Annotated in this window: 11 protein-coding genes; 8 read left to right on the top strand and 3 right to left on the bottom strand. The window is 52.6% G+C overall.

All coding sequences use genetic code 11. The annotated features are described in order from the left end of the window. Positions 1–211: 211 nt before the first annotated feature. The gene (locus IPN95_08800) at positions 212–2,284 is read right to left on the bottom strand and encodes a T9SS type A sorting domain-containing protein (GenBank protein MBK9449499.1); all 2,073 of its coding nucleotides are present in this window, start codon (positions 2,282–2,284) and stop codon (positions 212–214) included. A gap of 192 nt (positions 2,285–2,476) precedes the next feature. Between IPN95_08800 and IPN95_08805 the strand changes: the two genes are divergently transcribed. From IPN95_08805 to IPN95_08820, 4 genes are all read left to right on the top strand, one after another. Next, a complete protein-coding gene (locus tag IPN95_08805; protein MBK9449500.1) occupies positions 2,477–4,270 on the top strand; it encodes a leucine-rich repeat domain-containing protein in 1,794 nt (597 codons plus the stop codon). A gap of 107 nt (positions 4,271–4,377) precedes the next feature. Continuing rightward, the gene (locus IPN95_08810) at positions 4,378–4,572 is read left to right on the top strand and encodes an NINE protein (protein ID MBK9449501.1); all 195 of its coding nucleotides are present in this window, start codon (positions 4,378–4,380) and stop codon (positions 4,570–4,572) included. Positions 4,573–4,723: 151 nt separating this feature from the next. Further along, entirely contained in the window at positions 4,724–5,848 is a 1,125-nt protein-coding gene (locus tag IPN95_08815) for an AAA family ATPase (protein ID MBK9449502.1), read from the top strand. 4 nt (positions 5,849–5,852) lie between these two features. Then, positions 5,853–7,118, top strand: a complete 1,266-nt coding sequence (locus IPN95_08820; protein MBK9449503.1) for a hypothetical protein — start codon at positions 5,853–5,855, stop codon at positions 7,116–7,118. 97 nt (positions 7,119–7,215) lie between these two features. On the opposite strand, the gene IPN95_08825 is transcribed toward IPN95_08820, so the two are convergent. Together IPN95_08825 and IPN95_08830 are read right to left on the bottom strand one after the other, a co-directional pair. After that, complete coding sequence (locus IPN95_08825) at positions 7,216–7,881, bottom strand: deoxynucleoside kinase (protein ID MBK9449504.1); 666 nt, start codon at positions 7,879–7,881, stop codon at positions 7,216–7,218. A gap of 310 nt (positions 7,882–8,191) precedes the next feature. Continuing rightward, entirely contained in the window at positions 8,192–8,758 is a 567-nt protein-coding gene (locus tag IPN95_08830) for a plasmid pRiA4b ORF-3 family protein (protein MBK9449505.1), read from the bottom strand. Between the two features lie 245 nt (positions 8,759–9,003). On the opposite strand from IPN95_08830, the gene IPN95_08835 reads away from it, so the two are divergent. From IPN95_08835 to IPN95_08850, 4 genes are read left to right on the top strand one after another with little or no spacing between them, the layout of a single operon-like run. After that, positions 9,004–10,203: a phosphopentomutase gene (locus IPN95_08835; protein MBK9449506.1), complete on the top strand. Its 1,200-nt coding sequence runs from the start codon at positions 9,004–9,006 to the stop codon at positions 10,201–10,203. Between the two features lie 29 nt (positions 10,204–10,232). After that, complete coding sequence (locus IPN95_08840; protein ID MBK9449507.1) at positions 10,233–11,045, top strand: purine-nucleoside phosphorylase; 813 nt, start codon at positions 10,233–10,235, stop codon at positions 11,043–11,045. Positions 11,046–11,072: 27 nt separating this feature from the next. Further along, on the top strand, positions 11,073–11,900 hold the full coding sequence (locus tag IPN95_08845) for a purine-nucleoside phosphorylase (protein MBK9449508.1): 828 nt from the start codon (positions 11,073–11,075) through the stop codon (positions 11,898–11,900). A gap of 3 nt (positions 11,901–11,903) precedes the next feature. Then, entirely contained in the window at positions 11,904–13,205 is a 1,302-nt protein-coding gene (locus IPN95_08850; GenBank protein MBK9449509.1) for a pyrimidine-nucleoside phosphorylase, read from the top strand. The last annotated feature ends 129 nt before the right edge of the window (positions 13,206–13,334 follow it).

Genomic DNA, 13,334 nt, shown 5'->3' on the forward strand with positions numbered 1-13,334 from the left:
TATACAACTCCAAATCGCAGTTGTCAAGTCATTGGCTCGATCCAGATTGGATGCGGCAAGCCTTTGTTGGCTGAATTTTAGACTGGAACTGACGGATCGGCAATGCATTATTTACGGAAATCCAAATGTGTCTCGATGTGTTAATTTTATGTCGTTGATTGTGAATGAAGTCCACTCAAGGGTCAGTGCTGAGTGGGTTTGGTACAAAATATTATTCCAAAATCAATCGCAGGAGTTCCATTCGATCCTCGGTTTGGATTCCAACGATGTAGATTCCGCGTGGCCATCTGCTTACGTCGACGGTAGTTTTTGCAGTTGGGAAGCCCTGCTCGTTCCAAAGGATGCGTCCTAGGCCGTCAACGATCACAATGCGATGAATATCGTCGTCCGATAGGATTTGTACCCATTCTGCTGCAGGATTGGGTTGCATTCGAATCCCATCGCTTTTGTCTTCTGGAAGTCCCACCGGGTTCAGAAAAACGCAGTTGCTGGTGTCGATGCAATTGCCAAGGGTGACAACCACTGCAAAATTTCCAGCAGTTGTCGGTGCATAACTCTGCGAATTTGCGCCCGCAATTGCGGCATTGCCGCTGTCGCAGGCAATCCATTGATAGGAGGCACCATTCGGCAAAGCCTCCAAAACGCCTACATTTGCTTGCACACTCGCGATCAGCGGATTCACTGTCAGGTGCAAAGCCAAGACAGAGTCACAACCCTCGTTTGTTTGAAACGATTGGAAATAGGTGCCGGTGCTGTCATACACCACCGAATTGAGCACATATTCATCGCAGGTCGTTGCCGTGAGCGTCAGCGTGTCGGCTTGTGGACAGAATTTGAGCTTGTACACATAAGCATCTGCCCCGGCGACCGAGGTCATGTTGTGTACTTGCGGCCCCGGGGCAAAGTCCGCCGTCCAAGTGTAATTGCCCGTGACATACAGCGCATTCTGAGGAGAAAGACGGAGCTGCTCGATGAAATCATTGTTGGAACCACCTGCGATCGCGACCCATTCAAAATTGCCGGCCGGATCAAATTTCATCACCGCGATATCTGTATAGGAGACCGCGGTTTCACTGCTAGTTCCGATACCCGGATCAAAATCGACCGTTCCAACAAAAGTCCCACCCGCGTAAATATTGCCATCTACATCCGTTGAAATGGAATAGAGTCCGTCGGTGGTATTTCCGCCGATGCCATGGCCCCAAAGGAAGTTCCCCATCGAATCAGTCTTCAGAAGAAACATGTCATACGTGCCTTGAGTGAGCGTCGTAGCCATTGCAGGGCCAGGATCAAGGTCTACCGAACCAAAAAAGATGCCACCGAGAATCAAATTTCCGGCGGTATCGGCGTCAAGGGTCATGACCGTGCAGCTGTGATTGATATTGGTAGTGAGGGGTTTGGCCCAAACGAAGTTTCCATTGGGGTTTAGGCGTAGAACAAATCCGTCAAACGTACCGAGGGCAACAAGGTTGGAAACGCCATTTCCAGGGTCAAAGTCAACGGTGCCCCCAAATCTGCCAACGAGGGTGACATTCGCATGAGCATCGACCGTCAACCCCCAACCGCTATCGTTGCTTGGGCTTCCTATTGATTTGGCCCAGAGAAGATTACCATTGGCGTCGTATTTGGCGACAAAAATGTCGTTGTTTCCCGCACTGTTGAGCATGGTTGTTCCAATTCCGGGATCCGCATCGACACTGCCATCAAACCAACCTGTAATCAAGATATTTCCCTGCGAATCCACCTTCATCGCCTGCGGAATTTCATTCGAGCCGGTACCGGAATTGATTTGTTGCACAAAGACAAAATTGCCTGCGGACGTCAGCTTCAGCAAGAACATATCGTTTGAACCCTGTGCCGTCAAATTCGCTGTGCCAACACCGGGGTCAAAGTCGATGGTTGCGGTGAATGTCCCTACCACAAGAAGATCCTGATTGCCATCCAAGGCGAGGTCATAGATTTGAAAGAAGCCTGTGGACGGGTAATTTACCGCCCAGAGGAGATTCCCAAGGTCATCCAACTTCTGAAGAAAAATCCCGCTTCCGACAGCAGTGAGTACCGCCGCGCCGGGATCAAGATCCACCGTTTGCTGGTGATAGCCTGCACAGTAGGCATTTCCCACATCATCGATCACAACTGCATGGCCATTGTCTGACAATGTCGCACCCGTACTCAATGCCCAATCCAATACCGGGCTTTGTGCATGAAGCGTTGTATACCAAGAAAGTATCTCGACAAAGAACAGCAAGGCAATGCAACGTAGGAGATGTATCAATGTGCGCATTCGAGGAAATTCAACAACATAGAATCCGTTCAGTGTTTCCCTTGAAATATCGGAAGTTCTTTGGTGAATGCAACGATCAGGCGCTGACTTTTGCGCAAATCGCATCCTTGGATGAACCGGTTCCGGCATATTTCTCGGCAACTTTTGAAAAAATAGCCTACCTTCGGGTTTAGGATTAATGTCGCCTATTTCATGAGTGTCAGCGAAAAAGTCGGGAAGCAGTACCCAGCCGCAAATCTTTTGCAGCTGTTGCGAAGTCCGCGCGAGGAAAACGTGGCACTTGGCCTCGAAATTCTTGCTGGATTGCCCGATGCAGGGTTTGCTTTGACGGATCTTTTGGCGCTGACCTACTTCACACGCAACGTCCAGATTCGCCGAAGGGCTGCCGAACTCTTCAAAACCACAGCGCCGCGCCGCCTCTTCCGCGACCTCACCGAAGAATTGCATCCCGACCATTTCCGTGGAAAGGCTGCGATCGTCGATTGGTACCGCCGCATGCGGCGTAAGCAAACCATCGACAGGACTGTGCTCGCACAGTATTTGTATCGCCTCCGCGACCTCAGCCTCGATTTTTTGCTGCGCTACGGCGTCGAGGATCCTGCCGAATTTGCATCCAAGTTTGCCTTGGACGGCACCCTCAAGCTCAGCAACATGGGCTTGCAGGAAGTTCCCGACAACCTCGCAGAAATCGAGCAAGTCACACGACTGGATTTGAGCGACAATGCGTTGAGTTCTTTGGACCAGAAGGTTTGCCGTTTGGAGGCCCTCGAAGAATTGGATCTGAGCCGCAATAAAATCGACAAGCTCACACCGATCATGGCCAAAATGGCCAAGTTGAGGAGTTTGGACCTGCACGGAAATCGACTGAGCCGCCTGAGCCCCGGCATTTCCAAATTGGCTGCTTTGCAGTTCCTCGACTTGAGCGACAACGCCCTCGATGAATTTCCAGGGTACATGACCGAGGCGTCGAAGCTGCAAACGCTCAACCTCTCCCGCAACAAAATCCCGGCCCTTCCCAGCGGCATGAGCCAATGGACAGGCATGCAATTTCTCGCGGCAGACCGCAATCAGATTCGGATCGTGCCCGCTGAAATCGGCGAAATGAGCGAATTGCAGGAGTTGCACCTGTTTGGAAACCCCATTGAAAGGCTTCCCGAAGAGATTGGCAAGCTCGAAAAGTTGGAAACCTTGCTGCTCAATGGTACCAAGCTCCAAAGTCTCCCCGTCAACATCGGCGGTCTCCGGCAATTGCGCACACTTGAATTGACCGATTGTCAACTGCATGACTTGCCCGATGGCATCGCGCTTTTGCAATGTTTGGAACGACTATTGGTCGGCAAAAACAGGCTTGTACAGCTTCCGGATGCGATTCGCGAATTGCAAGCCTTGACCCAACTCGACCTCAGCGAAAACTATTTCAATGAGTTGCCGGCCTCGATCGGCGATTTGCATCAACTTGAGCGACTCGACATCACCGGCAACAATTTGGAGCAGCTTCCGGTCGCGATTTGCAAGGCTGCTCAGCTGAATTTCATCGCTGCAAGCCACAACCGCCTGACCGAATTGTCATCTGAAATCGGCCAACTTGGATTGCTGCATGATCTTTATTTGGCCGGCAACAAGCTGAAGGCGCTGCCGGAAAGCTTCAGCCAATTGCAGCAATTGCGTTGGTTGGACCTGAGCGACAACCAATTCAGCGAAATTCCCAAATCGATCGAAGGCCTGCGCAGCTTGGAAATCCTGAGTTTGAACGGCAATAGTTTCACACAGCTTACCATTGACTTGGGTTCGATGGGCCGTCTCCGCGAACTTTCCCTTCCGATTTTGACGGGAAAGTCCTTGGATACCTTGATTCAGCAATTGCGTGCCATGCCACAGATGCGCCGTTTGCGTCTGATTGGCAACGTATTGCCCGGAGAATCTGACCGTGAAGCGATCGTGCAGCGTCTCCCCGGCATCAAGGTCGAATTTGTCGCTGGCAAATAAGCTTTCAAAAATTTTACGTTGTGACCACAACCAATTGGATGCGTTATCGTTGAATGATGCGCTGTGAAAAGCGATTGTTCGTTCACCTGAAAGTATAATTCATCAAAATGAGATCAGTCGGTATTGCTTATTTGTTGTGGTTTTTGGGAGGATTTGGCGTGTTGGGCATCCATCGTTTTTATGCAGGCAGGGTCGGAACCGGAGTTCTCTGGTTCTTCACCGGCGGATTGTTTGGCATCGGCGCCTTGATCGACCTGTTTTTGATTCCAGGGATGATCGCCGACGCCAATCGGGGGAATTAAAGGTCTGGCGAAATCAAGGGCGAAGGTTTGCCTGCACAAAAAGGGACATTTCAATCGCGTGAAAGGCATTTTTGTTCCAGTGCATGCAGCAATGACGGAAGGCAAAGAGTAACGCCGCGCAATTGGGGAGAATCAATTACCTTCGTGGGCGATGGCCCAATACAACTACATTTACTACGGTACCAAGTGCAGCAGCAAGGAAGTGGAAGACTTTCTGCTACATTCTTTTGATGTGAATGCACGTGCAGAGGAAGCGGGAAGGCGCAAAACACCTGTTTGCATTTGGGGCCAACACGGCATCGGCAAAACTCAATTGGTCGAGCAAATCGCGCGTGAACGTGGCTTCAAATGGGCCTACATCGCGCCCGCCCAATTTGAGGAAATGGGCGACCTTGTGGGCATGCCACGGATTGCCGACCAAGCCCACGGCAAGGCAAGTACCGAATTTGTCGCGCCCGATTGGGTCCCTCAAGAAGAAGGTCCCGGAATCCTCCTCATCGACGACGTCAACCGCGCTGATGACCGCATCTTGCGGGGAATCATGCAGTTGCTGCAAAACTTCGAATTGGTTTCCTGGAAACTTCCTGCGAAATGGCAGGTGGTCTTGACCGCCAATCCCGACGGCGGCGACTACAGCGTCACGCCCATGGACTTTGCCATGCTCACCCGCATGATGCACGTTTCGATGGTTTTTGACCTGAAACGCTGGGCCGCTTGGGCCGAGCAAAACAATGTCGATCCACGAGGCATCAACTTTGTGCTCACCTATCCGGAGGTCGTTTCGGGCGAACGCACCACGCCGCGGACCTTGGTGCAGTTTTTTGAAAGCATTGCCGGCATCGACGATTTGCAGGAAAATCTCGGCCTCGTCAAAATGTTGGGTGATGCCTGCCTGGACAGCGCTACGGTGACGTCCTTCATCAGCTTCATCAGCAACCGCCTCAGCAAACTTCCTTCGCCCCTCGATATCTTGAACTCCGGCGATTTTGCCAATGACATTGCCGAACCCATTCGCAAAATGGTCTCCGGCGAAACCAAACGCGTTGATATTCTCTCCGTCATTTCCACGCGTTTGTTCAACTACTTGATCGTGAATAAAATCGTCTTGGCGGGCAATGCGCGGGAGAATGTCATTCAGTTTTTGCTCATGGACTTTTTCCCGAATGACATGCGCTTCATGATCGGGCAAGACCTCATGCGCGAAGGCAACGACAGCCTCAAATCCTTGTGGCAACACCCGGAATTGGGTCAAATTTTCCTCGAAAACCTGCTCTGAACCCATGACTTGGAACGCCTCCGACATCCTCGACGATGTTTCCAAAGCCACCAACAACCTGATTTTGGAGGAGAGTTTTTACGGGCATTTTTTCGTGGGAATGCTCAAGGAGGTACACGAAAAAATCGAAACCATGGCCATCGGTGCAGCCGGGCACCACGTCAAACTGCATATCAATCCGATATTTTGGACGCGGCAATTGGTGTCCAACAAGTTGAAAATGGGTTTGGTGAAACACGAAATCTTGCACGTGGTCTTCAAACACATCTTCCGCGGGAAGGATTACAGCCATCGGGACATCTTCAACATCGCCTGCGATTTGGTGGTCAATCAATACATCCGGCAGGATTGGTTGCCTGAAAATCGGCTCCATTTGGGGCTGTTTCCCGGGATTGGCTTGGAACCTGAGCGCGATGCCGACGAATATTACCGCAAGTTGATGGCCCTCAAGGAGCGGATGGAAGCACTCGGAGCACAAACCGAGGATGGGGGAGCAGCGGATTCGGAGAAGGATCCTGGGAAAGAAGCCTGGGAAAATCTGAAACGCATGCTTGGTGAGGGCGACGAATGGCAAGGAAAACACGCGCTTTGGGTGGATTTGGATCAATTGCCGACCGCTTTACGGGAGGTTTTGGAGGACCAGATCAATGAGGCGATTCAATCGTCCATGGACAAAGTGCGCCGGGATTCCAAGGAATGGGGAAGTCTTCCCGCCGGTCTGCGGGCACATTTGGAAGCTTTTGAAAAATCGCGCATGCCCGTTGTGAATTGGCGTCGGCTCTTGCGCATCTTTACGGAAAGCAGTAGCCGCACATTCATTCGCAGTACCCTCAAACGCCCCAGCAAGCGCTACGGAACCACGCCGGGGATCAAGGTGAAAAAGCGGCAAAAATTACTTGTGGCGGTCGATACCTCGGGGTCGATCACGGAAGAAGAGCTCGCCGACTTTTTTGCCGAATTGTACCATATTTGGAAACAGGGTGCAGAAATCCTCGTGGTCGAATGCGACATGGCGATTGCTGCCACCTACGCCTACCGCGGATTTGCGCCAACGGAAATTCATGGCCGTGGTGGCACAAGCTTCGATCCCCCCATCGAATTCGCCAATGAGACGTACCATCCCGATGCCTTGATTTACTTCACCGACGGGTTTGCACAAGCGACCAAATTTCGGCCACGGATGCCCATTTTATGGATGCTTTCGGCCAAAGGTGCAAAGCCCGGCACCGAATACTACGACCGCATGGCCGGCATGAAAGTGCAGATGTAAGTGTTTGCATTTCAATGGCATTTGATCATGAATTGCACCCCCTACGGGGCAACAGATAGGGCTTGACTAAACGAATTTGAATTGTGTTTCCGAATTCCTACAACACATCCGGCTCCGTGAACATCGCGGGGCGGCTGTAATTGGGATCGCTGAAAAGACCATGCAATTCGGCGTCGATGCGCTTGACAATGTTGTGCATATCCTCCGGATTCCCCACAAAATCGGCATTGTTCACGTCAATCACGAGCAATTTTCCGTCTTTGTAGTCACCCACCCAGGATTCGTATTGTTTGTTCAAGTCCTCCAAATACCGGATGCTGATGCTGCTTTCGTAGTCGCGGCCACGTTTGCTGATCTGCTCGGTGAGCTTTGGAATGCCGGCACGCAGGTAAATCAGCAAATCCGGCGGTTGGATCACCGTGGTCATGGACCTGAACAGCGAAAAGTAGTTTTCAAAATCGCGTTTGCTCAGAAAACCCGAGTCGCGCAGGTTCCGTGCAAAAATATAGGCGTCCTCGTAAATCGTGCGGTCCTGAATAATGGTATGCTCGGCATCGCGGATGGACCTGACCTGATTGAAACGGCTGTGCAGGAAGTAGATTTGCAGCGGAAACGACCACTTGCTCATGTCCTGATAGAAATCGCTGAGATAGGGATTTTCGTCCACCGCTTCAAAATGAGCCTCCCAGCCATAATGCTTGGCCAATTTGGTCACCAATGTCGTTTTTCCCGCTCCAATATTGCCCGCGACGGCGATGTGCAATCCCATTTGAATTCTTGACTTTTCTGCCCCAAAATAAGTAAGCGGCCCAGCCAAACGTTTGGGATTTTATGCACACCAAACCGCTTTGACGCCTCCGAAGCCGGCTTTCTTCCGCCTGATTTGTGGTTTCAAGACAAGGGTATCCGCTTTCCCCCACATTTCTAAGGTCTTGCTAGGGTTCAGACCCGCGCCATCCATTTCGATCGTTGTGGATAATTGATTTTCGGCTTTCCGGATGACCCAAAACAAAAATCGACACCCGTGGGTGCCGATTTTCTTATTCTTCTGAAAGGATCAACTGCTTTGTTCCTCAATCTTCGTCTTCCTCGTCTTCGACCCAGTTTTCAGGATCATGCAATTCTTCGTTGACCATGTCCTTGTCAAATTCTTCTGCATCAAAGTCGCCATACAGATCCTTTGTCGCTGCATGCTCGGGATCTTTGGGGTTTTTCAGAATCGCAAGGTCATTCAAATACACCGCAGCACCACCGGTTCCTTCTGGCGGACAAGCGCGGGCACCGTCCAAACAGACAGGATATTCGACGCCGGGCTCGATCTCGACAATCTTTTCCAAGACGATTTCGTGCTCCCATTTGTCCTCGAAGTCGTAGGTATAGAGCCACTTGTCGTTGACTTTGCGAAACGCTTGGCCGATCAGGATGTCGGGGGCAAACTCATCATCTTCCTCTCCTTCGACCTCAGGATCAATGATTTTTCGTTTTCCGGAGGAGAATTGGTATTCAAATTCCGATTCCCAACCCATTACGGATTGCATCACAAAATGCAATTCGTCCATGGCCATGGTGGGATCAACCAGAACCGAGCGCCAAACCGGCGGTTCGATGCCCAAAAGCGTTATTTTGAATTGATAGATCATAACTGCCGAATTAAAACCTTCGAAGGTAAACAAAAACGATTCTTTGCGAATTTAGAAAAAATGTTGCCTCATTCCACCATCCTTTCCGCGGAATTCTCAGTTCTAAGCTAGGATTTAACGGCAACGACGGGAACGCTCAGCCGAAAAAGGGCGTGGAAGGCAAAACCTGTCCTTCTGCAAATTTTTTACCTTCCCAATACTTCGTAACTTCCAGCCCCACACCAAAAAATGGGGAAATAGACGTGATCAGGAGGGTAATACTCATTGTTTTGGACAGCGTTGGAGTCGGCGAACTCCCTGACGCTGCGCAATTTGGCGACGAAGGCAGCCATACCTTGGGGCATATCGCTGCGGGGCTTCCCGGCTTCGCCTTGCCGCATCTCGAGGCGCTTGGCCTCGGAAATTTGCCCGGCGTCGGGCTGAAAAGTACCCATTCGGCGACGGGCGCCTTTGGGCGCGCTGCCGAACAAAGCCGTGGCAAAGACACGATCACCGGCCATTGGGAAATCGCAGGACTCGTCCCGGATATGGTCTTTCCGTACTTTCCGGAGGGTTTTCCAAGGGAAATCATGGACCGATTCGAAGAACTGATCGGCACCCGCACCCTCGGAAATTATCCGGCATCGGGCACCGTGATCATCGACGAATTGGGCGAAGAACACATGCGCACCGGCTACCCGATCGTGTACACGAGCAGCGACAGCGTCTTCCAAATCGCCATGCACGAATCGATCATTCCCATTGAGCGTCAATACAAAATCTGCGAAATCGCCCGCGAATTGCTGCAAGGCGATTGGGCCGTCGGGCGGGTGATTGCACGTCCCTTCGTAGGAATCCCCGGCGAATTCAAACGCACATCCAACCGCCACGACTTCAGCATTGATCCGCCGACCGATACCGTGCTCGACCACCTCTTCAATGCAGGCAAAAAGGTCTATGGCGTCGGCAAGATCTACGACATTTTCAACGGCCGCGGCATCTCCGCCAACAAAAAAAGCAACGACAACCAAGAAGGCATCGACAATACCCTGGAATGGATGAAACTCGACTTCGAAGGGCTGGTATTCACCAACTTGGTCGATTTTGACATGCATTTCGGGCATCGCCGCGACCTGCCCGGCTACGGAAAATGTCTGCAAGAATTTGACCAGCGCCTCCCCGAAATCTTGGCGGCCTTGCGTCCCGACGACGTGCTGATGATCACCGCCGACCACGGCAACGATCCCAGCTTCAAAGGCACCGACCATACCCGCGAATACGTGCCCATCCTCGTGTACGGGCAGGCGGTCGCGGGCGGGAAAGACATCGGAACACGCGCGACGTTTGCCGACATGGGCGCTTCCATCCTCGAGATGCTCGGCGTCGAAGGCGAAACCAAGGGCCAAAGCTTCTGGGCGGAGATCCAAAACGATTCGAATTCCAAATCGCAGCCCCAATCAATATGAGTTTATCAGCAACGGAAGATCAGTTTGGGATGCCGGCCATTCGCGCTGCGGCGGATTACATTCGCAGCAAAATCAACGGGCTCGAACTAGAAATCGGCCTGATTCTGGGCTCTGGAATGGGTTTGTTGGCCGAGGAAGTCGAAAATCCGGTTCATATTCCCTACGGTGAAATTCCCGGTTTTCCGGTTTCGACGGTCGAAGGCCATGCCGGTCGTTTGGTGATCGGGCGGCTTTCCGGGCGGAATGTATTGGTGATGCAAGGGCGTTTCCATTACTACGAAGGCTATCCGATTCGGGCCCTCGCCATGCCGGTTTGGGTCATGAAACTGCTGGGAATCAAGATGATGATCGTGACCAACGCCGCCGGCGGGGTCAATGCGGCATTCAAGGAAGGCGACCTCATGCTCATCACCGATCATTTGAATATGTTCTTCGACAATCCCATGATCGGCGCCAACCTCAGCGAACTCGGTCCCCGTTTTCCGGACACTTCGCGGGCTTATTCGGAGCGGTTGATGGGCGTCGCTAAAAATGTCGCAGCGCAGCAAGGCATTGGCATTCAGCAGGGTGTCTATCTCTGCAATACCGGTCCGAGTTACGAAACGCCTGCCGAAGTGCGCATGGCCCGGACCTTGGGCGCGGATGCCGTCGGGATGAGCACCGTCCCCGAAGTGCATGCCGCCACCTTTTGCGGCATCGAAGTGTTGGGCATTTCCTTTATTTCCAATTTGGCAGCCGGCATTTCCGACAAGGCATTGAGCCACGCGGAAGTCGTCGAAACCATGGAATCCATCAAAGACAAGTTCATCAACCTCGTGCGCGGCGTCGTGCAGGTCATGTGAGAACATAAAAGCAGCGTGAGCACAGCAATGGAAGTTTCTCTCCTTCAAAAAATTCAGGCCGCGGCCGATTACATTCGCAGTCGCAGCAGCATTTCCCCGCAAATCGGCCTCATTTTGGGCTCAGGACTCGGGGACATTGCCGACGAAATCACGGACGCCGTTCGCATTGATTACCACGACATTCCCCATTTTCCGGTTTCCACTGTCGAAGGGCATGCGGGGAGATTGGTCATCGGAATGTTGATGGGAAAGCCCGTGATTGCCTTGCAAGGCCGATTTCACTTCTACGAAGGTTATTCGCTGCAAGAAGTCACCTTTCCCGTGCGGGTTTTTAAAGCGCTGGGAATCACCTCGATGATCGTGACCAACGCTTGTGGCGCGCTCAATACGAGTTTTTATCCCGGCGCCTTGATGTTCATCACCGACCATATCAATTTCATCGGAAACAATCCGCTGATTGGCAAGAACTTCAATGACCTCGGCCCCCGTTTTCCCGATATGAGTTCGGCGTATGACAAGGGGCTGATCGCGCTGGGTAAAAAGGTCGCTGCCGAATTGGGCGTCGAGACCGTCGAAGGCATTTATACTGCGGTCAGTGGCCCCTATTATTTCTCCAAAGCCGAACTCCGCATGGTCAAGGGATTCGGCTCCGACACCATCGGCATGAGTACCGTTCCTGAAACGATTGTGGCCGTTCACATGGGCATCAAAGTGTTGGGAATCAGTTGCATCACCGACATGGCCGACCCCGACAACCTTGTGCCGTTGGAACATGCCCACGTCGTGGCGGTCGCCAATCAAGCCAAACCTAAATTCATTCGTCTTGTCAATGGCATCGTCCAAAATATCGCCTGATTTATGAGAATGGTCGATTTGATTTTGAAAAAGCGGGAAGGCGAAGTGCTGACCACGGCTGAAATCCAATGGATGGTGAAGGGATTTACGAGCGGCGAAATTCCTGATTACCAAGTTTCTGCCCTGATGATGGCGATCTTTTTCAAGGGAATGGAAGGGGAGGAGACGCAGGCCTTGGTCGAAGCCATGATTCACAGCGGCGACACGATCGACCTGAGCGGCATCCAAGGCATCAAAGTTGACAAACACAGCACGGGCGGCGTCGGCGACAAAACCAGCATCGTGCTCGGACCCATGGTCGCGGCCGTGGGCGTGCCCGTGGGCAAACTCAGCGGACGCGGACTCGGGCATACGGGCGGCACCCTCGACAAATTGGAGTCGTTTACCGGCTTCACGATCGAAATGGGGATGGATGCCTTCATTCGAAATGTGAACCAAATCGGGATTGCGATTGCCGGGCAAACGGCCAATCTTGTCCCCGCAGATAAAAAACTCTACGCCTTGCGCGACGTGACCGGCACCGTCGAAAACGTGAGCCTCATCGCCGGCAGCATCATGAGCAAGAAGCTCGCCGCAGGCTGCGATGCCATCGTTTTGGATGTGAAGACGGGTTCGGGCGCCTTCATGAAAACGGTGGAAGACAGCTTCGAATTGGCCCGTGAGATGGTCAAAATCGGCGAGCGAATGGGCAAACGCACCGTTGCCTTCGTCACGGACATGAGTCAGCCGCTTGGATTTGCCGTCGGAAACGCGCTGGAGATCCAGGAGGCGATTGCAACGTTGCGCGGTCAAGGCCCCGAAGACCTGCACGAACTCTGCCTGACCCTCGGCAGTGCCATGGTGATGCTCGGCGGCAAAGCCGAGACCTTGGAAGAGGCCCGCACGCTGCTCGAAGCGACCATTACTTCCGGCAGCGCCCTGCGCAAGCTCCGCGAATTGGTCGTCGCCCAAGGGGGCGATGGCAGCCAAGTGGACCATCCCGAGACGCTGCCCGGTGCCCAACATTCGCAGGAATTGTTGGCCGACCGCGACGGATTTGTCGTGGACTTGGTGGCCCTGCAAGTGGGCCATGCCTCGATGTTGCTCGGCGCAGGCCGTGCGACCAAAGACAGCATCATCGACCTCGGGGCAGGCATTTTGCTGCACAAAAAGGTGGGCGATGCAGTAAGGAAGGGGGATTCGTTGGCGACGTTGTATGCGAATGATGGGGCGTTGATTGCGGGTGCGACGGAGGAATTGCGGCATGCGTATGTGCTGGGGGATGTGCGGGTGGATGCGCCTCGGTTGATTTTGGGACGGGTTTGAGGGTTTGGGGAATGGATTTTATCCACGATTGTGATGTGGTAGGGTCAGGTCGCGACCTGACCCTACCACAACATATACGGCGATTCAGGATGCGATTTGTTGTTTGGATTGCGTTGTTGCTGATGGTTT

The sequence above is a fragment of the Bacteroidota bacterium genome (assembly GCA_016718825.1).
GTDB lineage: Bacteria > Bacteroidota > Bacteroidia > J057 > JADKCL01 > JADKCL01.

What these genes read in the sequence shown, in the direction of transcription:
- IPN95_08840 (MBK9449507.1), top strand. Translation starts at nt 10,233, where the DNA reads ATGCCGGCCATTCGCGCTGCGGCGGATTACATTCGCAGCAAAATCAAC.
- IPN95_08800 (MBK9449499.1), bottom strand. Translation starts at nt 2,284, where the DNA reads ATGCGCACATTGATACATCTCCTACGTTGCATTGCCTTGCTGTTCTTT.
- IPN95_08810 (MBK9449501.1), top strand. Translation starts at nt 4,378, where the DNA reads ATGAGATCAGTCGGTATTGCTTATTTGTTGTGGTTTTTGGGAGGATTT.
- IPN95_08805 (MBK9449500.1), top strand. Translation starts at nt 2,477, where the DNA reads ATGAGTGTCAGCGAAAAAGTCGGGAAGCAGTACCCAGCCGCAAATCTT.
- IPN95_08820 (MBK9449503.1), top strand. Translation starts at nt 5,853, where the DNA reads ATGACTTGGAACGCCTCCGACATCCTCGACGATGTTTCCAAAGCCACC.
- IPN95_08815 (MBK9449502.1), top strand. Translation starts at nt 4,724, where the DNA reads ATGGCCCAATACAACTACATTTACTACGGTACCAAGTGCAGCAGCAAG.
- IPN95_08830 (MBK9449505.1), bottom strand. Translation starts at nt 8,758, where the DNA reads ATGATCTATCAATTCAAAATAACGCTTTTGGGCATCGAACCGCCGGTT.
- IPN95_08850 (MBK9449509.1), top strand. Translation starts at nt 11,904, where the DNA reads ATGAGAATGGTCGATTTGATTTTGAAAAAGCGGGAAGGCGAAGTGCTG.
- IPN95_08845 (MBK9449508.1), top strand. Translation starts at nt 11,073, where the DNA reads ATGGAAGTTTCTCTCCTTCAAAAAATTCAGGCCGCGGCCGATTACATT.